This is a genomic window from Massiliimalia timonensis, assembly GCF_900186585.1.
Lineage (GTDB): Bacteria > Bacillota > Clostridia > Oscillospirales > Ruminococcaceae > Massiliimalia > Massiliimalia timonensis.
This window is the reverse complement of record NZ_FYDD01000003.1, coordinates 546,582-571,256: the sequence shown is the minus strand read 5'-3', so window position 1 is coordinate 571,256 and position 24,675 is coordinate 546,582. Positions and strand designations below refer to the sequence as shown.

Here is a 24,675-nt window from a genome sequence, read left to right as displayed (position 1 = left end):
TTATTATAATACCGCCGGTTTTTATGGATATTGCAAATCCGCTTTTTTTATATGACAATTCTGCTTTTTCTTAAAAATATTTCTACCAAAAAATAAACGGGCCTATCGCCTACTAAGGCGGATAGGTCCGTTTATTTTAATGTTTTTCCATGCAATGCTGTTCTTCCAGTTTCCGGTACTTTTCGCGGGTCGCCAGTCCGCCGCGGATATGACGTTCCTGCTTATTCTGATCTAAAATCTTTTTTACTTCCACATAAAGGCTGTGGTTCAAAGCTGGCAAACGGGAGGTAATGTCCTTATGTACCGTGCTTTTGCTGATCCGAAACGCCTTGGCAGTGCTGCGGACAGTTCCTTTATGTTCTAAAATATATTCCCCTAATTTCAAACATCTGTCTTCTAAAAATTCAGCCTGCTTTCTCAAGTGATCTCCCCTCGTCATTCATTATAGTTTGTACTATCCTATGCACAAATCGCGGTACTTATGAGGAAATCTATGGGATTTTACTGCAAAAAGGTGTATAATAAACGTAGAAATCTAAAATAGGGGGTCTTATTATGTTATTCCAACACGGTACGGTATTTTATCAGAGCCAGTTCCGGCAAATAGATGTGCGGGTCGAAAATGGAAAAATCACAGAAGCAGCGGCCCATTTGGAAGGAACCGAAACGATCGACTGCACAGGAAAGCTATTGCTTCCCGGACTTGTGGATATACACAGCCATGGCTGTATGGGATCGGATTTTTCTACAGCCCAGCCGCAGGAAATGGAAAAGATGCTGCAGTATTACCAGTCGTGGGGGATCACCTCTGTTTGCCCCACCACCATTACCATGTCTCCCGAGGGCTGCAAACGTGCGGTAACCAATCTCGCTCAGGTCAATTCCCTTTCCCCAAGCGGCAGCAGAATGCTGGGAATCAATCTGGAGGGGCCGTTCCTGAACCCTGCTAAGAAGGGCGCGCACGACGAACGATTTTTGATCCCGCCGGATCTTGAACTGCTGGACGAGTTGGACAAGCTTTCCGGGGGGCTTCTGCGCATCATTGACATCGACCCCACTTTAGCGGGAGCAGACCAGGTGATCGAGCGTTATCACCAAGAAAAAACCATCTCACTGGCGCATACGCCCTGCACCTATGATCAGGCGATCGAGGCTTTTGACCGCGGCGCGGACCATATCACCCATCTTTTTAACGCGATGAACGGCCTGCATCACCGCGATCCGGGCTTAGTCGGCGCCTTGGGTGACCGGGATGTCTTTGCAGAACTGATTTGTGACGGGATCCATATCCATCCGTCCGTGATCCGGCTCATCTTCCGGGCCTGTGCGCCTAAATTGGCGATCATCTCCGATTCTATGTGTGCCTGCGGCCTAACAGACGGTACCTATGAACTTGGAGGGCTTACCGTAACTGTAACCGGACGGAAAGCCGCCCTAGCTGACGGAACGATCGCAGGCTCGGTCACAAACGTGTACCAGGGGATGTGCAATGCCATTCGCTTTGGCGTTCCGGCGGAACAGGCGATCCTTTCCGCTTCCTTGATCCCGGCAAAATCAATCGGAGCCGATCAGGAATACGGCAGTATTGAACCGGGAAAATATGCTGATCTGCTGTTAGTTCAGCCCGATTATCAACTGGAGCATGTATATCAGGCAGGGAAGCTGGTAAAGTAATACCATAAAAAAACAGGGAAGCAAATTGCTTCCCTGTTTTTTATTACTATATCTCTGCGTAACTATAAAAATGTGATCGTATTGTCATCCCAAAACCTCGGCGAGCACCTTTAAAAACGCCTTATAGGCATTGGGAACAGCATATTGACCATGCAATTCTTCTTTGGTGACCCATACAAACTGATCCGCAGACTGTGGAAGACGAACCAAATATCCGCTCATTTTCCACTCCACATGGGTAAAAATATGTTTTGCAGCCCGCAGTTTTTGTATGGAACTGGGGCAAACGCCAAGATTTTTCCAGTATTCTGCCGCTTGTTCCCGGGTCAGCGCTCCCTCCGCGTTTGGGAATTCCCATAAGCCTGCCAGAAGCCCCGTATCAGGGCGTTTTTGAACTGCTATCCTGTTTTGCGGGTCTAATGCCACAAAAACTGTTTTTTCCTCCAGTTTTCGAGGCTTTTTTTCTGCCTTTACCGGCAATTCCAACATCGTCTGGTGCAAAAAAGCCTGACAGCAGTGGGATAAAGGACACTGTTCACACAACGGGACGCCATTCGGCACGCATACCATCGCGCCAAGCTCCATCAAGGCCTGGGTAAAATCCCCGGCGCAGTCCGCCGGGTAGATCTCCCGAAGCTGTTCAGAAAATTCTTTTTTCACTTTGCTGTTTAAAATGTCCCGTCGGCTTTCCGTAACGCGTGATAAAACCCGCAGCACATTTCCGTCTACCGCCGGGACTGGCTTTCCAAATGCAATAGAAGCGATCGCCCCCGCCGTATACTCACCAATCCCCGGAAGCGAACGGAGTTCCTCAAACTCTGCGGGCAGTTCCCCGCCGTATGTTTCCATCACGACCTTTGCGGCTTTCTGCAAATTCCGCACACGGCTGTAATATCCCAGCCCTTCCCACAGCTTTAGCAGCTTTTCCTCTTCCGCTTCGGCAAGCGCCTGAACCGTTGGAAGTTGCTCCATAAACCGTTCGTAATAAGGCTTTACCGCCTCTACCCTCGTTTGCTGCAGCATGATTTCCGATACCCATACCCGGTAAGGCGTGGGATCGCTTCTCCAGGAAAGCTCCCTAGCACATCGGCGGTACCATTCCAACAAGGGCGCTACGATCTGTTTTAATTGATCATTCATATCATTTATATTCCTTACTCTGAGATTCCATCCCATTGATGTTTCTTTAAATCGACCCGTCCTTCTTCCAGAAACGTGACGCCCTCCTGCCGGAGCAGGCCTATTTGACGGTTTTCCCCACCAAAAGCAAACGCGGACGACACTTCGCCAAAGCGGTTCACGACCCGAAAACACGGTATCCGGTCCGGGTCAGGATTCACATGAAGGGCATATCCCACCACCCGGGACCAGCGCGGGTTTCCTGCCATAAGGGCGATCTGTCCGTAGGTTGCCACTTTTCCCTTTGGGATTTTTTTCACGATCTCATAGATTCGAGCGAAACTATTTTGCTTCATCACAATACTCCTATCGTATGAACCGCCGGCTTTGTCACACAATAACTGCATACCAAACGTGATACGCCCCTTTTCCCCGTTATCATTCCCCGCAAGCCTGCCGGGATAAAAACGGCGGTGCCCCAAGGCAGGAAAGAACCTCGTTCTGACAGCCGTTTTGTGACGTTAAACGACCCGTTTAACGTTATGATACCACACTTGTCCTAAAAAAACAAATTTACAATTACCTAAGATAATGGTAAAATAAAGGAGAAAGGAGGGGATTTTTGATGAAGACCCTGATCGAATTGTTTGACCGGGAGCCCCTTGAAAATGTTTTGGGAATGCTCATGATGAATCCGGAACACGTCATTTTTCTCGGAGATAAAAGGATCATGCGGGAATACCGTAAAGAGAGTATCCGGCGTTTTGTCGCGCAAAGAAAACTGGAAACCAAAATTTCCTTTTATCATTATCGGAACAATGATTATCAGGATATTTTATCCTCCTTTGAGCGGATCTATCAAAGCCATCCCGGCTGTGCCTTTGAGGTCACCGGCGGTAAGGAGATCCCCTTACTGGCGGCTGGCGCGTTCTGCCGGGAAAAACAAATTCCCGCCTTTTATTTTGACACCCGCAACAACCGGTTTATCCATGTTTTCACCGGTGAGCCCTTAAACGATATTCCATCCCCAAAATTGACAGTCCGGGACATTTTAACCATTGCGGGCGGCTCTATGATGCGGCATGGGCATTTTCAGGAGCCGTATTATTCCGAAGAAATGAAGACTGATATATTGTCCGTTTGGGATATTTACAAGCGTTTTCGGCAAAAGTGGGGTGCCCAAACCACCTATTTTCAGCAGCTGACTGGAGAAGAGCTCTCTTTCCGTGTTCCCATTCATCTACAGGGTAAGGTCGCGGCAGAATGCAGCCTGCCAATCCTGTATGCTTTGGGCGAGCGCGGCATTTTAAAAGATGTTTCCCATCAGGGAAAAATGGTATCCTTCACCTTTAAAAATGAATATCTCCGCCGGTTTTTAAACGACGCCGGCATCTGGCTGGAATTTTATACCGGCCTGTGCGCCCACCAAACTGAATTTTTTGACGATGTACAGGTCAGCGTGGTCATTGACTGGGACGGCAGCGACCGTGACCCCCGCGACACCACCAATGAGATCGACGTCCTGCTGGTACATGACCTCACCTCTGTCTTTGTGTCCTGCAAGACCGGTGTTCCCTCTACCCATGCTTTAAATGAAATCAAACTGCTGGCCGAACGGTTCGGCGGTTCATTTGCAAAGGCGGTGCTCGTTACCTCTACCCCGCTTTCAGAGATCGCCCCGGCTACCTACCGCCGTGCGGCAGATATGGGGGTATCTATTTTAGAAGAAGAGGAATTATTCACCAAGCAATTCCCGCAAAAGCTGATCGACATCGCACAAAACCAGTTTTACATGAAAAAGGTCTAAAAAATACCGCCTGAATTTTTCAGGCGGTATTTTTTAGATGAAAAGCCAAAAGCCTTTATAGAAAAAATTTCAAATCATCTTACAGCTTCTCTTTACTGTGACAAATAATTAGATTCATCGATCGTTTTGATGATGGAATCCACGTCGTCGTAACGGGCAGAGTCCGATTCCGAGCCAAAGCTGCAAATCAAAAATTCTTTTCCATGCTGCTGATACAGCACCACCAAATTATAGTCCCCAGATAACGAACCGGTTTTGACCCCAATGACATTTTCATGATAATATTCCGACTCCGGGTCAAGGAATGTATTTGTATTTTTCCAAGTTTGGGTGCTTCCATCGGGCAGTTTTGCAGTGTAAGTGCTTTGTGAGATGATTTCCCGAAACCAGTCATGCTCCAGCAGACGGTCTACGACCGACTTCATATCCAGCGCCGTAGTACGGGCGTCTGTATCAAATCCGCTGGGATCATATAAAACGGTATCATGATAACCCAATTCCTGCAAATGCTGGTTCAAGCTGTCCATAAAAACACTGATCCGTTCCTGACAGGTTTTCGCCTCTGGCGATAAAATCCCCCCGCAGTAATCTGCAACCACATAGGCGGCGTCATTGCCGGAAGGGACCAGCATGGCGGCAAACAAATTCTGTAAAGAATAGTTTTTCGCTTCCAAATTTGCAACAGAAGAATTCGGTTTGATCGAAGCGATCGCCTCGGGATCTGCAAACACAGTATCTGTCAAATCAGCGATCGTTGATGCATACTCGACCACAAACAGCTTTGCCAAGCTGGCTGGGAGATGTTGTTCCGTTTCCCTTTTAGAAATAAAGATGCTGTCATCGGAACGGTCTACTAAAACCAGTGATTTCGCATTATAGTACCCCTCTTTTAAATCCCCAAACAAAAAGGCGGAAATTTGGCTTTTGATAGTCTGGACATTTTCAGGCCTTGCTAGCCAAAATGCAAAGGCTCCCCCTAATATCATCACTGCAAGGAATAAAAAAGCGATAACATGCCTTGTTTTTTTCTTTTGACGGTTCTGTTTCATAGTTCCTCCCGCAACGTGTTCTAAAAAATGTGCAGAAATCATTTCTCCGCCTTTTTGGCTGACCATTTATTGTTCTACCCGAAAATCCAAGGTTATCGTGTCAACCGATGGTGTAAAGCGACGATACTTTACACCCGCCGAATCCATCATCCGCTTGGAGGCAAGCGTTCCATCAGTATGGGCATACTTATCAGACAGGTAAACCACTTCCCGAATCCCCGACTGGATGATCGCTTTTGCACATTCGTTGCATGGGAACAGCGCTACATAGATTTTGGCATTTTCCAAAGACTTGCCGCGTGTGTTTAAGATCGCATTTAATTCTGCATGTACAACAAAGGGATACTTTGTCTGTTCCCCTTCCCTATCCCAAGGGTAATCATCGTCAGAACAGCCGACCGGGAACCCATTATACCCGGTGGACAAAATAATATTGTCCTGACTCACAATGCAGGCGCCGACCTGTGTGTTGGGGTCTTTGCTCCGTTTTGCCGCCAGCATAGCGACTCCCATAAAATATTCATCCCAGCAAATATAATCCCTGCGCTTCATCAAAGTATGCCTCCTTTGTCTTTCAAAATCATCTGGTATGCTTCTTCTGTTCTTCCTGCCAGCATCCTTTCATAATAGGGGGAAACCTTTTCCATTAAAAATGACAGGTCGCGCCCCCAAACAGCCTGGTCGGAAAGGATCTCCCGCAACGCCTTTTCTTTCAGAGTCCGGATATATTCCGGCTTATCCTTCGGCTCCTTTAAACGATAATAGGCCAAAAGCGCTGCCAGCGAAAAACACAGGCCATCCGGCAAGGCGCCGAACTGCTCCCGGTATTCCAGTATCGTCGGCAGGATCCGCACTTTAAACTTGCTGACCGAATTGACCGCGATATCAGAAAGATGATGGCAGAGATACGGGTTGGAAAACCGCTCCTCCACTGCACGGGCAAAGCTTTCTTCCTCCGTACCGCCGCCCAAAGCAGGCACGATTTCTTCCCAGATACAGTGCCGAAACAACGCATGTACCTGCTCATGCCGCATACACTCCAGCACGTTTTCCAGCCCCAGAAGGCTGGCGCCCAATACCATGGAGGTGTGCCCGCCGTTTAAAATCCGCACCTTGCGTTTTTTATATGGGGTGATGTCCGTTGTCCACACAACGTTGCAGCCCGCCGTGCAAAACGGCAGCAACGCTTCATAATCCCCCTCGATCGCCCACAGGTGGAACGGCTCCGCCACATTCAGCAGCTTATCCTTTTCGCCGATCTTCTCCTGCCAACGGGCTTCTTCCTCTTTGGGAAATCCGGTACAGATCCGGTCTACCAGGGTATTGCAGAACTTGTTTTCCTGCTCCAGCCAGTTTAAAAAGTCTTGTCCATAGCCCCATTCCTCAGCATAACGGCACACGATCCCTTTCAACACTTGGGCATTGGAGTCGATCAGCTCGCAGGGGAAAATCAAAAATCCCGGCAGGCCGCATTCATACCGGCGGTACAAAAGCCGGCACAGCTTTGCAGGAAACGAGCTTGGCGGGGCGTCTGTAGCACGGTCAGCCGCATCATATTGAATACCCACCTCAGTCGTGTTAGAAACGATCACCTGCATATCGGGATTTTCCGCCAGCTGCAAAAACTCGTCAAACTGTCCGTTTATCTCCAGTGCGCGGGATATTGATTCCACCGCACGGCATTCTTCCACAGGCTGTCCGTTTTCGATTCCGCGCAACACCAAGTGATATTTTCCATGCTGGTCATTAATATCCTTCCAAGTATGCCCGCCTGTTGACTGCACCACGACGATTTTCCCATCATACAGGCCACGGCGATTTAAGCTGTCTACAAAACAGTCCACAAATCCCCGCAGCAAACGCCCTGTTCCAAACTGAATGATCCGTTCCCTGCTCATTTGGCTTCCCTCTTTTCTTTATTTCAAAGTGACCTGCGCTTCAAAGCACTTCTTTTCGTCCTGTCGGATCCCATAAAAATAATAGCTGTTTTGCGTTGTCTTTGCCCGGAACAATTCCATCGTTTCACCCATAGGAAGCTCGTTATGATAATAAATAACCAAACGTTCTACTGAAGTATGTTCCAATTCTTCCAGCGGCAAGTGATTCAAAATGAGATCCGCATATTCCGCGTTGTTTAAATGCCGGTTAATATCGACCCGGGAATATTCCGCGCAAACAATTCCCACCGATTCCGTTTCCGGTACAGCCTCGATCGAAAAATCAAGCTCCTTTGCCGTCTTGTCCACAAAGGGAAGCTGAAATTCCTCCGGCGGCCTGCGCAGAATACGGCGTGACTGTGTGTCTACCAATACCCAGCGGGTGTCGATCCCTGCGGCTTCGTTCCCGTTTTGATCCAGCACAGAGGTGTAGCGGTTATAGACCGCACGCACAGGAAGCGCCGCGGTCGTGTCCAGCTTTAACAGCTCCCCCACGGTAATATCCCGGTAAAAGATCAAAGAAAGCTTTGCCAGCAAAAAGGCCGTGTGGGTGCGGTCATAAAGCGCCGCGTCCACCCCGATAGCGGTGCAGTTGTCCATACTTACCTGCTCCACCTGCCGCATCAGAGAGCCGGCTTTCATTCGGTTTTGAAAATCGCATTCAAATTGATTGACTGCGATCTCTTTTTCATAATGCTGTATCACAAAAAGACCTCGCTTCTTCTAAAAAAATTTTTCGATCATGTATGCTATGCCGTCTTCATCGTTAGAACGGGTCACAAAATCAGCCGCCTCTTTTACCGGTGCCTGTGCATTTGCCATGGCGACGCCAAAGCCGGCAAACCGGATCATAGAAAGGTCGTTAAACCCATCCCCGCAGCAAGCCAGCTCCTCCCGGCTGTACCCCAGCCTTTTGAGCATCAAATCCAAAGAACTAGCCTTGTCGACCCCTCTTGGAACTACCTCTAAAAAAAACGGCTCCGAACGGTACATCATCAATTCCGGCATCCGCCCGGCAATTTTGGGCTCTACCTCACCCAAATAATCGCCGTCAGCCATCATCAAACACTTGTTGACAGGGAATGTCACATATTCCCTGAAATTTTCAATCTTACGCAGACCTAATCCATTGATCCGCGCCTCATATTGTATGTATGGATCCTCCGGGGACTCGGTGATCACGTCATCCCCTTCATAGGACATCAGCGCAATGTTGTATTCCTTTGCTAGATCTGCCAGCTTTCCAAGCTGTTCCTGAGGCAGGGTAAAATCACAGATCGCTTCCTGCGTACGGTAATCCACGATCCGACCCCCGTTAAAGCAAAGTAAATATCCCCCGTATTCTTTTAGCTTCAGTTCCTCTGCAATCCCAATCAGCCCGGCCAAGGGCCTGCCAGAAGCCAATATCACCTTGACCCCTGCACGCTGAATCTGCTCCAGCACTTCTTTTGTTTTTGGGGTGATCTTTTTTTCGCTGTTGGTCAGTGTTCCGTCAATATCTAAGGCCAGCAGTTTAAATTTCATCTGTCTTCTTTCTCCTTTACCGATTTACCACGTTTTTCATAGGCGCTCCGGAAAGGAATGCCTCCAAGTTCTCCGCACTGATCTTCACGATCCGTTCCAGTGTTTCTGCCAAGTGAAAACCGCCGGTGATGTGAGGCGTTAAGATCACGCCCTCAGTACCCCACAAACGGTCATTCTCCGGCAGCGGTTCCGGGTCGGTCACATCTAAGTAAGCGCCGCCCAAATTTCCTTGTTCCAAAGCGTCGCAAAGCGCCTCGCTGTCCACAGCAGTCCCCCTCCCTACATTAAGGAGGATCGCGCCTGGTTTCATATGGGACAGGCGTTCCCTGTTGATCAAATGGTAGGTTTCCGGCGTTGACGGCAGGCTTAACGCCACAATGTCCGCCTGCGGAAGAAGCGTATCCAGGTTTGAAATCAAATCGATCTGTTCAACATGATCCGGTTTGACGGAAAGGCTTCGTTTTAACCCGGTAACATGCGCTCCCATTGCGGCGGCACGCTTTGAAAATCCCCCGCCAATATCGCCCAAGCCTACTACTAAAACATTCGCGCCGTAAATGGAACGCACCATCCCCGCGTCGCTCCAACGGCGGTTCTTCTGTTCCTCAAAATAAAACGGCATCTTTTTCATCAGCATCAATGCCGCACAGATCATGTATTCAGAGATCGCCAGCCCATATGCTCCGCTGGCATTGGTCAGCACCACGTCCTGCGGAAGTACGCCTGCTTTTACATAATTGTCATATCCGGCGCTGTTTAACTGTACCCACTTCAATTTTTTCGCAGATCGAAGCTTTTCCGGATCAGGATTTCCCAAAATGATCTGAGCGTTTTCCATTTCCTCCTGCGAAACAGCCTCCGGACTGGTAAAACGAAATACCGCCTCCGGCGCTTTTTGTTTCAAAATCTGCTTTTGATGCTCCTGTATTGGGAACAAAACTAAGATCTGCTGTTCCATGTAACTGCCCCTCCCAAAATATTTTCTTTCAGGATTTATTATATCATAAAGCCCTTTTATTTACAATTTTCCTTGCAGTATTTTAAGATTTTGGGTATCATAAAGATAAGAAATAATTAAGGAAGGAATACCATGGACCGTACCATCTTACACTGTGACTGCAATGGCTTTTATGCTTCTGTAGAATGTGTGCACAATCCAAAACTGAAAGAAGTTCCCATGGCAGTCTGCGGCAGCCCGGACAACCGTCACGGAATCATTCTGGCAAAGAACGAGCTTGCCAAGCGTCAAGGGGTCCTGACTGCGGAAACGATCTGGCAGGCCAAACAAAAGTGTCCCGATCTGACCCTTGTTCCGCCCCACCGGGAAGAATATCTCCGCTACTCCAAGCTGGTCAATCAAATTTATCTGGAATACACTGACCTTGTGGAGCCTTTTGGAATCGACGAATCGTGGCTGGACGTTACTGGTAGCCGTCGCCTTTTCGGCGACGGCAGGACGATCGCCAACACCCTTAGAGAGCGGATCCGCCGTGAAACCGGGCTGACCATCTCCGTCGGGGTGAGTTTTAATAAAATTTTTGCCAAATTGGGAAGCGACTACAAAAAGCCGGATGCAACAACGGTTATTTCCCGGGAAAACTTTCAGCAGCTTCTTTACCCTTTACCAGTCGATCAGCTGCTTTATGTAGGGAACGCTGTCAATAAAACCTTGAAAAAATTCAGCATCCGCACCATAGGGGATTTGGCGAGCTGCAATAAAGCCCAGCTTTCCGGGGTCTTAGGAAAGCTGGGAGAAAATATTTGGGAATATGCCAATGGTCTGGATAGCAGCCCGGTACGCCGTTTTGACGACCAGCCGGAAGTTAAATCAATCGGAAACCACATCACCTTCCGCCGCAACCTGACTGGAACAGAGGATTTCAAGGTCGGGATCCTCGCCCTAGCAGACAGCGTGGCTATGCGCTTAAGAAAACACGGGCTAAAATGCCGCGGTGTGCAGATCATTATTAAAGACCCGCAGTTAAAATCCATCTCCCGGCAAACACAACTGGAAAATCCGACCGACCTCGCCAAAGAATTGGGACAACAAGCCTTGTCCCTGCTGTCCTCCTGCTGGAGCCCAGAGAAGCCGATCCGGATGCTGGGGCTTACTGCGATCCAGCTAACAGAAGAGGACTGCGGTTTTCAAATCAGCCTGTTCGCACCGCAGCAAGCATCTGATCACCAAAAACAGCAGGAGCTGGAACAAACGATTGACAAAATACGGCAGAAATATGGCGTCAATTCTGTGCAGCAAGCAGTTATTTTGAAGAACGACATTGGTGTAGACCGTTCATCGAAATCAAACTATTCTAGAAAAGAATAGCATATATCAGTCCACCCTATCCTTTTTGTGCCTGTTTGTCTGCTTTTTTATGGAATAACTCTCTTGCCCCGATCCACAAAATAAATGCACCAAATAATTTAGAGATCCACTCCTCTGGTAAATATCTGGAAATCAAATAGCCGACGATTACCCCGGCTACTCCGGTAATAATTGCTTTCCACAGGACCTTCTTCTCGATCAAACGGTTTTTCAAGTGAAGCAGGATGGAAATAGCGGCAATCGGTAAAAAGAAAACCAAATTTGTCAGCTGTGATTCCAACTGGGACAACTGGGTAAACATCGTCAAATACACCAGCAGTACAAAACCGCCCCCCAGCCCCATCGAGGCACATATCCCGGATAACAGCCCGGCAAGAATCAAAAAAATGTTATTCATCGTATGACTATCGCTTTCGTATTCAAAAGCATTCCTTTCTTGTGTACTTTGCGTCGGTTTTTCTTACAAAACCGCGTCACTGTTCTTGTAACGAAAATCACATAACTTACCCTAATAAATGACGAATTCCGGAATAAATAATCACAGCCCCAAATATTCTTCTAAGCAGGTCCTGATCTATGGTCTTTAAGAGTTTCGCACCGATCAGTGCCCCCACGATCCCGCTGGGAATCAACCATAAAAGCATGGAACCATCCACCTGAATCCCTCGCATAAAATATAAAATCGCGGTCGCAGCGCTTAATGGAAGGATAATTGCTACGGAGGTGGCGTGGGCTTTCTGCGGTTCGATTTCCATCTGTTCCAGCATAGGCACTACTGCCACGCCGCCCCCGGCGCCAAACAACCCATTTAAAGCACCGGATATGATCCCTAATATGGCGCTGCCCCATTTTTTCATCTTCATAACTTTGTCCTCAGCTTTTCTCTTTTTTCTTATTATGGATTATTTTTGAAAAATTATAAAAAATGTATTGACAAATCAAATTTTCACTGATATAATATATCTTGCTGTTAAGGAAACAGGCAAGCCTAAAAATTAAACATTGGGGTATAGCCAAGCGGTAAGGCAGCGGACTCTGACTCCGCCATTCCAAAGGTTCGAATCCTTTTACCCCAGCCAATAAATGATAAAGCCTATCCAATAATTGGATAGGCTTTATCATTTTAATAGTATGCTTGTATCCGGTCAGGTTAAGATACGGCGTATTTCCCCTATTTCTTTTGCTGGCGGTATCATGGCAATTATTCTGTTTGCTATCCGGGGGTATGACCTTTTCACAGGATGTGCGCACATCAAAAGCCTTGTTGCTTTGGCATGTTATTTGTCAAGTTTCAATCCTCCTTTCTGCAAAGGAAGCCAAAAACAAGGGCCTGAACGTTATCTCTCACAGAATACGTTCAAGCCCTTGACAGTTATCCCTATCACTGAATATATCATAAATACATTCAGTGAATTAACCCCGTTAGTGTTTAGAACGTATTACTAGTACGTTTCAATTCGTGTAGATGGTCGCCCCATTAGCCTACAGCTAATGGGGCGATTTTATTACAATTTTGATAAGCTGACAACAATATTTTGCTGCGATATTTAATTCTGGAAACATCAATAAACTATATGAATTTTATCCATAATATATCTATATTGCTCTATAAACTAAAAGATATATCCTATTTCTTTCTGTCCTGCTTTAGCTTGTAGGTCTAATAGATGTTGCTCAAAATATATACCAGATGAAAATCAACTCCAAAGACATATAAAACATTTGACAGATGTAAAAGCATGTGCTATCTTAAGGTTAAGATAGTTAGTTAATATATCCTGCATTGTATATTTCTTTGGAAAAGTACGTTTGGCAGAACGTACTTTTTTTCTGCCCTTTTTTCTTTGATTGCAGAGATAGAGTAAATAACGATTGTACCTGAACGCTGCTGTACGCTTGTATTTGCGGCGTATTTTGTTTATGTAGGAAATCTCCTTTCAGGAACCTCAAACCCCGTGATACGGCGGTGTGGCTTAGCCCTGTAGCCCATTCGATTTTTCTTAATGACGGAAACGCTTCGTTTTGCTTTCCGGACATACATTTTTTGATGCAGCAGTACAGCATAAAGTTTACCGGGGAAATATCAGTGTAAACACCTCACGTTCCACGACAAACCTGCCTCCAGCCGGGACAACAATAAAATAGCCGTTCTTTTGATAGCCACAATACTCAAAACACTGTTTCTTAAAAGCCTAGAGAAATCGTACGGAACGAGCAGCCCGCCCATCTGCTAAAATAATTTAGCTGATAAACAAGAGGGTTCCTGACTTTTTGAGCCAAGAACCCTCTTGTTTTATTCAGCTAAAATCTTTATATAAAGCTTTTTTCGATCTCGTAAGCATAGATGATATAGCCAAAGACCCGGTAATCCACTTATGGAATCTGCTATAGTTTACATTGGATCCCGCATTGACAAGGGGCATTCCAAAGCATTTTGCATTCATCATCGACTTTGCATAAAGATACAGATACACCACCTAGTTCCTGTGTGGTCAAGCAGCTGTCACAGAATCCATCATACACATGGATGTTTCTCGATTCTAAATATTCCACGATGTCTTTATAGAATACGGATAACTCCATCATTGTAGTGGAGCCTAATCCATTTATGAATACCAACACTTCATCATCAGGCATATAAGGAAGATCCTCGATCAAGACATCGCAAACCTTCTTCGCCAAATCCTTTGACTTTTGCATTGGGATCCGGTTTGCTCCGCCTCCCTCACCATGCACGCCCATTCCAAGTTCAATTTCCGTTTCCGGCAAAGAAATAATATCTAACCCGGTGATTGGATGGGTGCATTTTGTAAAAGCCACACTGTATGTCCGTGTCGCGTCCCGAACTTTTTCAAACAGGGAAACGGCGTCTTCGATATTCCCCCCTGTTTCTAAAAAGGCCCCTACTATTTTGGTGTAAAAAAGCATTCCGCCCATACCCCTTCGTTCTTCTTCCATTCCCTTAGGGGCAGAGGCAACATCGTCGTAAAATAAAACCTTATGCACGTCGATACCCTTTTCTAATGCATCCGCATATGCTAAATTGGCATTTAATACATCTCCGGCATGATTTTGAACGGCAAGCAAAATAGGGCTTCCATCATCAATATACTCCAACGCTTCTAAAATTTTGTCACTGGATGGGGCGGTAAAAACCTCCCCTACAACATTCATGTCCAGCATTCCGGGCCCAACCCAACCAATAACTGCCGGTTCATGCCCCGCGCCATTGCCCAAGACAAACTTGACCTTCCCTTTTTCTTTTTTCTGTTTGCGGACAACCATATGTGAATCTGGTACTAATTCAACAATGTTTTTATTTGCCATAGTATATCCCAGCAACGTGTCATTTACCAGTTCTTCGGGACAATTTATCAATTTTTTCATTGTTATGGTCATACCTTTCTTTTTGATTTAAACTAAAAAATTCTGGAATTATAAAGTTTTTAAAAAATCACTCATGGCCTTCATGATAATTGCCATGGAGGAAGCTCCTGCATCTCGGTATCCCAGTGACTTTTCCTTTAAAAATCTTGCCCTGCCCTTTTGGGCGATCATATCTACAGTGGACTGCGCTCCTTTTTCCGCGCATTCGGCAGCGGCTTCAAAAGCCTGTTTTAAGTCCAAGTTATTTACATAGCTTTTCGCCAACGAACTGACTGCTGGGCTTAATGCGTCAATCAATGTTTTCTGCCCTTCTTTTACATCAGCCGTCAGCTTCACCCTTTGCAGCCCTTTCCGGAACATCAACATGATCGCTTCTAAATCCAAGGTTTCTTTTCCCTCGGTTTCTTTGGCAAAGGTCTTAAACAGAGTTCCAAAAATCGGACCGATCGCTCCTCCCATATTGGACATCAATCCCTGTCCCATGGCAGTAAACTTTTCCGAAATCGTGCCGTCACAGTTTTGCAAAGCTTCTTTTGCAGCGCGCCAGCCACGCGTCATGGTAACGCCATGATCGCCGTCTCCAACGACAGAATCCAGTTCACATAAATGGGATTCATTTTCTATAACTGTATCAGCTACGAACACAAATAAATTTGTAATGTCTTTGACAGTTAATTCCATGTCTTTCTGCTATCCTTTCTATGTACACAGGACACCTGCTTTTTATTATTTATGGCCTGCCTGTATTCTTCACAGGAAAATATACCGTATAGTGTTCTTTTCCAATATCTTTTATTGGCTTTAAATAGAATCCCATTTGCTGGTTTACGGTTTTATAAGCTGGCATCCATTGCACCCATTGGCGTTCATGATATGGTTTAATCAATGTTTCCGGTTGATTGATGTCCCCAAATAAGATCCGCTCCTCCGAAACCAGACCAGCCAGCAAAACCGGACCATCTAAAAAGGCCACTGTATCCTTTTCGTCTGGCAAAGGCCAGCATGTGATCCCTTTCGGGATCGTAACTGTAACCGTATCATTTTCCCATTTCCTAGTCAAAACGGCAAAATGATTTTCTTCTGTATAGGCAACCGGTTCCCCATTCACCGTGATCTGCATATCACCTTTCGCCCACCATGGGATCCTGAATTTTACAGAAAATCCAACCGGGTCTTCTGCCGAAACCTCAAAACACATTTTGTTGTAATTCGGTCTATCCTCAATAGCCATCGCAATGTCCTTGATCTCGATGCAGTCCCCGCATAAATCAAAATCTGTCTGTTTGATCTTTACCTGCGTCCCTTGGAAATCTGTACATAACTCAGAGGGCATATATTGCGCCACTGTCAGTTCTGTATCATTTTTATAATAGATAAATTCCCGGTATCTGGCATTTGCCTGAACCAATGTACAATGACAGCACCAAAAATCTTCTGTTTTTGAGCCCCATTTCTTTTGTGAACCAGCCGCCAGCGGCAGAAAATATGCTACGATCCCAGTATCGGGAACCGCGGGATCACATACGGTATCCTGGCAGCGTGCCTGCCAAAATCCCTGTGCAAACAGGCCGTTTTCAATGTTCTGCTCAATATAATCCAGATAAACCGCATCGCCTGTCCAACGAAACAGGTAATCAGCCAAGCGGATCATATTATATACTGTGCAGTGCTCTTGGTTCAGTTCGCTTAAACGGGCAGACTGCTTCAGCATAGGCGTCCATATTTCTCCGTTTGTCTGCCCTCCTGTTGCAAATGTTCCGCGTTTCGCCACGGCAAAATCCCAATAGTTTTCTACAATTTTGCGGTAACGATCTTCTCCTGTTACTTCATATGCCCGCGCGCAGCCATGTATTTCCGGAATCGTAGTATTCGCATGCATGTTGGTAAGCACATCTTTTCCCAAGGAAAGCGGTGTGGTAAGTTTGGGCCGTTCATACCGTTTCATCAGTTCCAAATGTTTTGGGTCTTTTGTAACGGCATACAGGTCCGCCCACAGCTCCATGATCCCGCCGGTTTCTTCAATATCCATCATCATGTCCATGGTCTCCCGGCTGATGTCGTCTGTAAATCTTAAAAACCAGTCTGCGCATTTTTTAATTATATCCAACGCCTGTTGGTTTCCCGCAAACTGGTACATGTCCAGCAGCCCCATCATTGTTTTATGGCAGACATACTGGGGCGCCCAGAAATGCTGTCCTTTTTTAACGCCATAAAGGTATTTTTCCGGGATCGGGAAAGCCCATTCCCCTCCATTCGTCTGCTGGCACCTCGCAATCTCAGCAACAATATGGTCTGCCTTTGCCTTTAATTCCATGTTAGAGGTTTCCTGATAGATTCTAGCGGCTGCGCTCAGCCAGTGGCCGGTAAAAGTTCCCCTGATCTGGCTCAACGGGCTATCCCACCCCCAATGTACATCGGTAAGTTTATAGTTCAGCCTGCCGTTCAAGCCAGCTTCAGTATAATACGGGAACAATAAGTTTTCTGTCTTTAACTCCATGAGATACTGTATATCCCGTTCTCTTTTTTCATAAGCCGTACCTGGTAACAGCTTCACTGTCTGAATCAATTCCTGATAAGCTTGTTTCATTCGCAATACCACTCCTTTTATTGATTTTTTAACTACAAGAAAAAGGGTTATTCTTCCGCGATGATATTTAAAATTTCTTCAATCGTCTTTTCCATATCGTCAGACTGCCAAACATTGCGGCCAAACATAAAACCGTCGATTTTTTGCTTGGACATCTCTCGCAGCTGGCTTTTAAACGCTTCCCTGTCCTCGTTTTTTTGCCCGCCTAGCATGTAGATCGGCAGTTTTAATGAGTTTGATATCTCTTCCACTATATTGGAATTGGGGATATACGGAATTTTCAAAGCATCCGCTCCCAGTTCCATAGCAATACGGCATCCCCGCATCAGTTCAGCTTCCCTGGTAGCGGGATCGGCAAACGCCTTGTTTCCATAAAACATGATCTCAGCTAAGGTATTTACACCGTGATTCGCACCATAAACGGTAAATCGCTCCACATCCCTGCAATTTCTATATAATTGCTTATCGTCTTCATAAAGGTTCAAAAACATTTTAAAACAGTGGGGGGCTACGATCTCGGTCTCTTCCGGCTTAACGATCATTTCTCTCTGGTCTAAATAAGAAACTCCGTCTTTCTCTTTGAGCGCAACATAATCGACCAGTACCAGCCTTGTTTTATCCGCTAGATCAATCCCTAATTTCTTTGCCTGCCGAAACACCCCAAGGGAGGCGATCAGCCCGTCTATTTCCGGATGATCCGATATGACTTTTAAAATGTCAAATGGTTTTTCTAATCCTTCTAAAATTGGGAAAGACAGTCCGTGGTCGATCGCGATAAACAACTGCTTACGTTTTAACAAGGTTCCCTTTAATGTTTTCTGTATGATTTGAGAAGTCATAGTTTCCCTTCCTTACTGTATTAGAATCATTTTTCCACGCCTTTTACCACGATCCCCGCAATAAAATAACGCTGACAGAAATAATATAAAAGCAAACAAGGGATCACCGTTATAATTGCCGCGCACATCTGCATAGGCATCATGGATTGCACATCTTGTGAACTCTTTAAATACATCAGCGCTAAAGCGGCTGTTCGACTGGATTCTTTTGTAATATAGATCAATGGACCAAAGAAATCGTTCCAGTGGAACATGAATATGTAAATTGCCGATGTTGCCAAAACTGGCTTGGACAACGGTAAATAAATGCTGCGGAAAATCCGAAACCTGCTGCATCCGTCTATTTTGGCGGCTTCACCCAGCTCATTTGGGATTCCAAGGAAAAATTGCCGCATTAAGAATATTTGGAATGCATCTCCAAAAAATGCCGGGATCCATAAAGGCGTCATCGTTCCGTAAAGGCCTAAATACTTGAACAAAATAAATCTTGGGTAAAAAATCACTTCTTTTGGCAGCATCATCGTTGCAAGCACTAATAGGAACAATACGTTTTTATATTTCCATTTCTGAGTTGCAAACGCATATGCGACCATGGCGCATGAAATCATATATCCAATCAGGTTTACAGCAGTTAACCATACGGAATTAAAAATATAATTCTGAAAATGAAATTCTTCAAACAACCGGGTAAAATTCGCTAAAGTAGGTTCCTTTGGAATCCACTGCATCGGCTGAATAAAAACTGCGCCCGGTTTTTTAAACGCGGTAGAGATCATCCAGAAAAATGGAACTAAAAATACTAGGGAGCATAGAATGAGACAGGCATAAATAGCAATTTTCGCTCCGATCGAATTGATTTCTCCTGGTTTTGTAGCATGTTTTCTCATAATATGTCGCCTCCCTCTTTGTTATCATAGTGTACATGCCCATTGGTAATCTTTAGGGTAATAAACGTTAATATAAAGATAATAACGAATAAGATCCATGCCTGCGCGCAGGCCTCTCCCATCTTATGCCATACAAACGCATTATTATAAATGTAATACGCATAGAAGTTTGTGGAGTTGTTGGGCCCGCCCTGAGTCATAACGAAAGCCTGGGTAAATGTTTGAAGCGCATTGATGATCCCTGTCAAAAGGGTGAACAGCAAAACTGGGCTCATACTTGGGATCGTAATGTTAATCAGCCTATCCCAAAAATTTGCACCATCAATATGGGCAGCTTCATAAAATTCGGTGGAAATACTTTGCAGAGAAGCTAAATAAATTACGATATTGCTGCCAATCCCCCATAATGACATAATAATGATAGAAGGCAGCGCCCAGTTTTCATCGTAAACCCAACCAGGCCCCTGGATCCCGAATATCCGTAAAAAGCTGTTTATAATACCATAATCCGGATTATAGATCCACAGCCAAACGATCGCCACGACAATTCCAGATACGATCGCCGGAAGATAGAAGATCGTTCTAAATAGTTTCATCCCTTTCAAATTATTGTTCAATAGCATTGCCACAAAAATTGAAAGTATGATATTGATCGGAACTGAAAAAACTGTATACAAAAGCGTTACTTTCAGGGATTTATAAAATAATGGGTCGGTGAAAATAGTTTTAAAATTATCCAAGCCGATCCACACAGGGTCTGACAAGATGTTCCAATCTGTAAAGCTTATATAAAGCGATGCCACCATCGGTATCAGCGTCAGAAAAACAAATCCCAGGATCCATGGAGCCGCAAAGGCAAAAAAGCCCAGCGTATCCCCTGTTTTGGTTTTTATTTTTATACCTTTCAAAATACGAACCTCCTTATCAAATAATCAACACAGACAGTATCTGCTATCTGTGTTGATTGAATTGATCCAAGTATAAGATCCCGGGATCTCACATTTTCATAATGAAGCTGTCATACAACCAGTTTACTGTATGGCTGAAAAAACAATGTTATAAACGAAATCTTATACATTTTCGTTCATAAAAAAGGGCATAAAAAAACACCCTAAAACGGATGTAAACAATATGGCAGGAGCCTGCCAGAAAAGGTATGTTTTATGCTTGAGCGAGCATCTCTTCCAGTCCCTTATGGACTTTTTCCGCACACTCTTCTGGGGTTACCTTAGCGGTCAGCAATTCATCAAATGCAGGTTTCATCACCTTTGTCATCATTTCTTCCCAGTTGGTCAGCATCGCGTATCCATTCGTTGCATAATCGATCGAAGAAACCCTAAGCGCGTGATGTTCAGGCATCCCTTCCCCTTTTAGGTTCTCATCAGAAGAGGCGATCTCTTTATTGATCACTGTAATCAAGCCAAGCTGTGATAAGATCTGCTGTCCGTCATCTTCCTGGAAAAATTTCGCAAAAGCATAAGACAGATCGGGATTCTCTGTTTTGGCATTGATTGCATATCCTGCATAAAAGGCGCTTGTTCTTCTTTCCTTGCCTTCTTTTAAAGGAATATTGGCCATATCCCATTTAAACTCTGTAATGTTCTTTCTTCCTGCCGGCGCCCAAGAACCTTCAATATCCATCGCAACACGGCCTGTATCAAAGGCTCCGCCCGTCAGGTCGCTGTCCTGATAGTCGGGTGCTACGCCATATTTGTGAACTGCATCTTGAATAAACCGTAATGCTTCTACCGTTTCCGGACTGTTAAACACTACCTTTGTAGGAGCGTCCATATCATCAAAGATGTTTCCGCCAAAGCTGTAAATAAATGGGAACCATGCAGCCGGATTGTCCGCACTGAACACAGTAGCGTATTGTGTAGAGCCATCTGCGGCAGTAGTCGTTAATTTTTGGGCTGCTGCCAGCCAATCATCCCAAGTCCATTCGTCTGTTGGGTATTCCACCCCAGCCTTATCGAACAAATCCTTGTTATAATAAAGCAGGAACGTGTCATGGCCGTTGATAGTGGCAATGTTTTTTCCATCATATTTAAAAGAATCGTACATATTCGTTGCGAATTTATCCGCCATATAAAAATCGCTTTCTTCCTCAAAACGTTCGGATAAATCCATAATCAATCCCTGTTCTGCCCATGCGGCAAAGTAGTGAGGATGTCCATAAATTACATCCGGTGCGTTTCCTCCTAAAAACATCGTGTCGATTTTTTCTCTGTACTTTTCAGGAATAAATTCCAGATTGACCTTTGTGCCGGGATTTTTTTCTTCAAACGCCTTGATCACTTCTTCATTTACTTTCTTTTCGTCTAAAGAACCCCATGTAGAAAATGTAATTTCTCCTTTTAATTCGCCATCTCCTGAAATGCCCCCGCTTTCATTGGAACCGCCGGAATCATTCCCACAGCCCACGATCGATGTGCACATAAGGCCTGCCAACAAAAGTGTCCATAGTTTTTTGAATTTCATGATTTGACCTCCGTTTTTTATTATAGTAACGTATATTCAAAACAGACTGACCTGTTTTTGAATCAATTAAAGAAGCCTTTGCGCCAATTTTTTACTGGTGATCAACGTGTTAAAATACTTTTTATTTAAACTTGCCCGTATCACTATCTCCTTTTCCGGTTCGCTGGCAATGCAAAGGGAGGTAGGCGCGCGGCTGATCAGTTCGACCGGCACACCATTATACAGCTCGGACTTGCTCCATTTAATCGGTTCGCCTTTCTCATCAATAAAATATCCGGCGATGTCACCAACCGCATTCAAACTGGACAGCTCTTCAATATCGTCCGGAGATACCATCCCCACCTGAAAAACCGTACTTTCTTTTTTAAGAGGACTTGCCCCAATAATATTCACCGCAGATCGGCCCGCCAGTTCATAAATTTTTAAGATGCCTTCATCTTTGAGCAATTCATTTTTTGTATCCAGATTCGGCGAAAAAAATGGGGCGTTTAAAAAGACCGGAACACCTCCCAGTTTTTCACAGGCAGTTGTAACAATATGCGCAGGGGTGACCATATAATTGTTTTCAGAAAAAAAGCCCCCGGACAGCTGTACTATTTTTAGATTTGGGAACCTGCTAAAAGGAAGCTGTTTTACAAACTCATAAATTCCCTTCCCCCACGATACCCCTATGATCGTATCATCCTGCAGCAATGAAGATACAAATTTTGCAGTATATTGGGCGATCTTTACACCTATCAATCCATCATTTTCTTCATCTACTACAACACATTCCCTCAATTTGTATTTATCCTTTATTTTTTTCCCTAAATCAAAATCGACCTCTATCGGCATCGTGATATGGAATTGAATAATGTTGCTGTCAATAGCTACTTTTAAAAGCCGCGACACTTGAATCGGGGTCATATGAAAGATCTCTGCAATATCTTTTTGTTTAATTTGGTCAATATAATAGAGCTTAGCTATCTCCGCTAACAAAAATTTATCAAACATTTTATTTCACTCACCAATATTGTTATAAATTTCTATTTCGATATTTATAACAATATTATATCACAACATTGCACATTGTCAATAGTTTCCATTTACAATTCAATAATTTTTTTGAGAATATTTTCAATAAGACGGCAAACTAAATTACAATCGGTTCCAAAACAGCCTCCCTTTTGGGATGGACGCTTCTAACTTTCAGCCCGCTGTATTCAAGCCATAAAACCCAAAAGGTTAGCCAGCCATATTTCCAGTACTTATGAATAAATCAACCCCCAGCAGATGATAATATCTGCTGGGGGTTGATTTCAAATTTTATGCTATCACTAACTCTTTTTTCTCCGCTTCCGGTTGAAAATTATTGTTTGCCATCATCTGTCCAATGTTTAAAACATGGTCCCCGATCCGTTCAAAGTCGGTCAGCATTTCGGAATATAAAACACTGGATTCATTTTGGCAGTCCCCATGGCGCATCCGTTCAAATTGGTTTTGACGGAAAGCAACTGTCATATCATCCATCTTCTGCTCGATTGCGGCAATCCGTTCCAAACGCTGCGCGACTGTCAAATTTTCCCGCTGCAACAAGGACAAAGCTTCCAGGGCAGTGTCCTTCATCTGCTGAATTTCATTCTTTGCAGCCTCAGACAAATGGATCCGCTGCTGCTCTAAATGTTTATTATATCCAAACAGATTCATTGCATGGTCCCCGATCCTTTCCAGATCAGAGGACATTTTGAAAAATGCACTGATCAGTGCGGAATCCTTTTCATTGCTTTCGATCGCGATCGTATTAGAGATATATCCCGCAATTTCTTTATTCAAATAGTCAATATATTCTTCGCGGTCATTGATCTCTTCAGCGCGTTTCCCCTTTTCCTTTTCGTGAAGCAATGTGTCAAAGCTTTGCTCCACATTGGAACGCACCATTCCAAGCATCCGGGAAAGCTCTTTCCAAAGTCCATTTAACGCGATCGCCGAAGAACCGATCTGATATTCAGGTGAAGCGGAAAGCGGTTTTAAATACATTAAATGGTGTTCCTGGTTCGCCTCGTCTGCTGATTCCGGCAGGATCTTCTGCGCCAGTTTCGCCAGCAGAGTTCCAAACGGTAACAAAAGAAGTGTTGTAACCACATTAAACAGCGTATGCATATTCGCAATTTGCGCTTCCGGTTTTCCCGGAGTCAGGTATTCAATCAAATCAGTCAAAGGCAGTGTTAAACAAATTACCGTAAACAGCGTTGTCCCGATCAGATTGAATAACAAATGGATGATCGTGGTGCGCTTTGCATTTCGGCTGGTTCCGATCGAAGCCAGCACCGCTGTAATACAGGTACCAATATTCTGTCCAAACAGAACATACACTGCACTGGGAAGTCCAATAAGTCCGCTTCTCGCCAACGTCTGCAAAATCCCGACAGAAGCAGAGGAAGACTGGATGATCGCAGTAAATACCATACCGGCCAGGATTCCCAAAAGCGGATTGCTGAACTGCGTCATCAGGGAAATAAAGGCTTCCGATTCTCTTAGGGGAACCATTGCGCCGCTCATCATTTCCATCCCAATGAACAAAACACCTAGTCCTGCAATGATCTGTCCATAGTGATGTGACTTTACATTTTTGATAAAGACAACCATCACAACGCCCAAAAATGCAAACAAAGGAGCTAATGTACCGATGTCCAAAGCAATCAGCTGTCCTGTGATCGTAGTCCCAATATTCGCTCCCATGATAATCCAAACAGCCTGCCGTAACGTCATCATGCCAGAGTTCACAAACCCCACTACCATAACTGTCGTAGCGGAAGAGGACTGGATGATCGCGGTGATCCCCGCCCCAACGATCACGCCTAAAAGCCGGTTGGAAGTAAGCTTTTCCAAAATCTGCTTCATGCGGTTTCCTGCCGCCGCTTCTAAACCGGTACTCATCATCTGCATCCCATACAGAAAAAGTGCCAGCCCACCCAGCAGGCTAATAATATCTGTGATTTTCATGATTATGTTCCCCTTTAATCTTCAAAATTCATCCGACAAGATCTTTCAAAAAACAAACCTTGCGATATTAAGGTTA

23 protein-coding genes and 1 tRNA gene are annotated in these 24,675 nt (G+C 45.0%); 4 read left to right on the top strand and 20 right to left on the bottom strand.

The window, feature by feature from the left end; all coding sequences use genetic code 11:
- Positions 1-136: 136 nt before the first annotated feature.
- On the bottom strand, positions 137-421 hold the full coding sequence (gene spoIIID / locus CIB36_RS04770; protein WP_229408193.1) for a sporulation transcriptional regulator SpoIIID: 285 nt from the start codon (positions 419-421) through the stop codon (positions 137-139).
- A 134-nt stretch (positions 422-555) separates the two neighbouring features.
- On the opposite strand from spoIIID, the gene nagA reads away from it, so the two are divergent.
- Positions 556-1,674: an N-acetylglucosamine-6-phosphate deacetylase gene (gene nagA / locus CIB36_RS04765; protein WP_093988392.1), complete on the top strand. Its 1,119-nt coding sequence runs from the start codon at positions 556-558 to the stop codon at positions 1,672-1,674.
- Positions 1,675-1,758: 84 nt separating this feature from the next.
- Here the strand turns inward: nagA and mutY are convergent, their stop codons facing one another.
- Both mutY and CIB36_RS04755 read right to left on the bottom strand, forming a co-directional pair.
- Positions 1,759-2,814: an A/G-specific adenine glycosylase gene (gene mutY / locus CIB36_RS04760; RefSeq protein ID WP_229408192.1), complete on the bottom strand. Its 1,056-nt coding sequence runs from the start codon at positions 2,812-2,814 to the stop codon at positions 1,759-1,761.
- A 14-nt stretch (positions 2,815-2,828) separates the two neighbouring features.
- Positions 2,829-3,149, bottom strand: coding sequence for an MGMT family protein (locus tag CIB36_RS04755; protein WP_229408191.1), 321 nt, complete (start codon positions 3,147-3,149; stop codon positions 2,829-2,831).
- A 269-nt stretch (positions 3,150-3,418) separates the two neighbouring features.
- On the opposite strand from CIB36_RS04755, the gene CIB36_RS04750 reads away from it, so the two are divergent.
- Positions 3,419-4,600, top strand: coding sequence for a Card1-like endonuclease domain-containing protein (locus CIB36_RS04750; RefSeq protein ID WP_093988390.1), 1,182 nt, complete (start codon positions 3,419-3,421; stop codon positions 4,598-4,600).
- A gap of 92 nt (positions 4,601-4,692) precedes the next feature.
- Here CIB36_RS04750 and CIB36_RS04745 read toward each other — a convergent pair whose 3' ends face one another.
- The 6 genes from CIB36_RS04745 to CIB36_RS04720 form a co-directional block, all read right to left on the bottom strand.
- Positions 4,693-5,649 (bottom strand): D-alanyl-D-alanine carboxypeptidase family protein, encoded by a 957-nt coding sequence (locus tag CIB36_RS04745; protein ID WP_093988990.1) that lies wholly within the window; start codon positions 5,647-5,649, stop codon positions 4,693-4,695.
- 66 nt (positions 5,650-5,715) lie between these two features.
- Entirely contained in the window at positions 5,716-6,201 is a 486-nt protein-coding gene (locus CIB36_RS04740) for a deoxycytidylate deaminase (protein WP_093988389.1), read from the bottom strand.
- A complete protein-coding gene (locus CIB36_RS04735) occupies positions 6,201-7,547 on the bottom strand; it encodes a tagaturonate reductase (RefSeq protein WP_093988388.1) in 1,347 nt (448 codons plus the stop codon). The genes CIB36_RS04740 and CIB36_RS04735 overlap by 1 nt, the downstream gene beginning before the upstream one ends.
- Before the next feature lie 18 nt (positions 7,548-7,565).
- Positions 7,566-8,291, bottom strand: a complete 726-nt coding sequence (locus CIB36_RS04730; RefSeq protein WP_093988387.1) for an acyl-[acyl-carrier-protein] thioesterase — start codon at positions 8,289-8,291, stop codon at positions 7,566-7,568.
- Between the two features lie 18 nt (positions 8,292-8,309).
- Entirely contained in the window at positions 8,310-9,110 is an 801-nt protein-coding gene (locus tag CIB36_RS04725; protein ID WP_203226428.1) for a Cof-type HAD-IIB family hydrolase, read from the bottom strand.
- Between the two features lie 16 nt (positions 9,111-9,126).
- On the bottom strand, positions 9,127-10,068 hold the full coding sequence (locus CIB36_RS04720; protein ID WP_093988385.1) for a D-2-hydroxyacid dehydrogenase: 942 nt from the start codon (positions 10,066-10,068) through the stop codon (positions 9,127-9,129).
- A gap of 132 nt (positions 10,069-10,200) precedes the next feature.
- Between CIB36_RS04720 and dinB the strand changes: the two genes are divergently transcribed.
- Positions 10,201-11,436, top strand: coding sequence for a DNA polymerase IV (gene dinB, locus CIB36_RS04715; protein ID WP_093988384.1), 1,236 nt, complete (start codon positions 10,201-10,203; stop codon positions 11,434-11,436).
- Between the two features lie 16 nt (positions 11,437-11,452).
- On the opposite strand, the gene CIB36_RS04710 is transcribed toward dinB, so the two are convergent.
- Both CIB36_RS04710 and CIB36_RS04705 read right to left on the bottom strand, forming a co-directional pair.
- Complete coding sequence (locus CIB36_RS04710) at positions 11,453-11,833, bottom strand: sulfite exporter TauE/SafE family protein (protein WP_093988383.1); 381 nt, start codon at positions 11,831-11,833, stop codon at positions 11,453-11,455.
- 106 nt (positions 11,834-11,939) lie between these two features.
- Positions 11,940-12,332: a sulfite exporter TauE/SafE family protein gene (locus tag CIB36_RS04705; RefSeq protein WP_267872659.1), complete on the bottom strand. Its 393-nt coding sequence runs from the start codon at positions 12,330-12,332 to the stop codon at positions 11,940-11,942.
- Positions 12,333-12,439: 107 nt separating this feature from the next.
- Between CIB36_RS04705 and CIB36_RS04700 the strand changes: the two genes are divergently transcribed.
- A tRNA-Gln gene (locus CIB36_RS04700) sits at positions 12,440-12,515 on the top strand.
- A 1,306-nt stretch (positions 12,516-13,821) separates the two neighbouring features.
- Here the strand turns inward: CIB36_RS04700 and CIB36_RS04690 are convergent.
- The 9 genes from CIB36_RS04690 to CIB36_RS04650 all read right to left on the bottom strand — a co-directional run bounded on the left by CIB36_RS04690 (position 13,822) and on the right by CIB36_RS04650 (position 24,599).
- Positions 13,822-14,823, bottom strand: a complete 1,002-nt coding sequence (locus CIB36_RS04690) for a dihydroxyacetone kinase subunit DhaK (RefSeq protein WP_158662579.1) — start codon at positions 14,821-14,823, stop codon at positions 13,822-13,824.
- A gap of 48 nt (positions 14,824-14,871) precedes the next feature.
- A complete protein-coding gene (gene dhaL / locus CIB36_RS04685; protein WP_093988379.1) occupies positions 14,872-15,504 on the bottom strand; it encodes a dihydroxyacetone kinase subunit DhaL in 633 nt (210 codons plus the stop codon).
- A 49-nt stretch (positions 15,505-15,553) separates the two neighbouring features.
- Positions 15,554-17,410, bottom strand: coding sequence for a beta-L-arabinofuranosidase domain-containing protein (locus CIB36_RS04680; protein WP_093988378.1), 1,857 nt, complete (start codon positions 17,408-17,410; stop codon positions 15,554-15,556).
- Positions 17,411-17,457: 47 nt separating this feature from the next.
- Complete coding sequence (locus CIB36_RS04675) at positions 17,458-18,249, bottom strand: beta/alpha barrel domain-containing protein (protein WP_093988377.1); 792 nt, start codon at positions 18,247-18,249, stop codon at positions 17,458-17,460.
- 26 nt (positions 18,250-18,275) lie between these two features.
- Positions 18,276-19,136: a carbohydrate ABC transporter permease gene (locus CIB36_RS04670; protein WP_093988376.1), complete on the bottom strand. Its 861-nt coding sequence runs from the start codon at positions 19,134-19,136 to the stop codon at positions 18,276-18,278.
- The gene (locus CIB36_RS04665) at positions 19,133-20,044 is read right to left on the bottom strand and encodes a carbohydrate ABC transporter permease (RefSeq protein ID WP_229408190.1); all 912 of its coding nucleotides are present in this window, start codon (positions 20,042-20,044) and stop codon (positions 19,133-19,135) included. Before CIB36_RS04665 ends, CIB36_RS04670 begins: the two co-directional genes overlap by 4 nt.
- A 253-nt stretch (positions 20,045-20,297) precedes the next feature.
- On the bottom strand, positions 20,298-21,617 hold the full coding sequence (locus tag CIB36_RS04660) for an ABC transporter substrate-binding protein (RefSeq protein ID WP_093988375.1): 1,320 nt from the start codon (positions 21,615-21,617) through the stop codon (positions 20,298-20,300).
- A 66-nt stretch (positions 21,618-21,683) separates the two neighbouring features.
- Positions 21,684-22,523 carry a sugar-binding transcriptional regulator gene (locus CIB36_RS04655; RefSeq protein ID WP_158662578.1) on the bottom strand — a complete coding sequence of 280 codons (840 nt, stop codon included), beginning with the start codon at positions 22,521-22,523 and terminating at the stop codon, positions 21,684-21,686.
- Positions 22,524-22,922: 399 nt separating this feature from the next.
- Positions 22,923-24,599 carry a Na/Pi cotransporter family protein gene (locus CIB36_RS04650; protein ID WP_093988373.1) on the bottom strand — a complete coding sequence of 559 codons (1,677 nt, stop codon included), beginning with the start codon at positions 24,597-24,599 and terminating at the stop codon, positions 22,923-22,925.
- Positions 24,600-24,675: the final 76 nt, after the last annotated feature.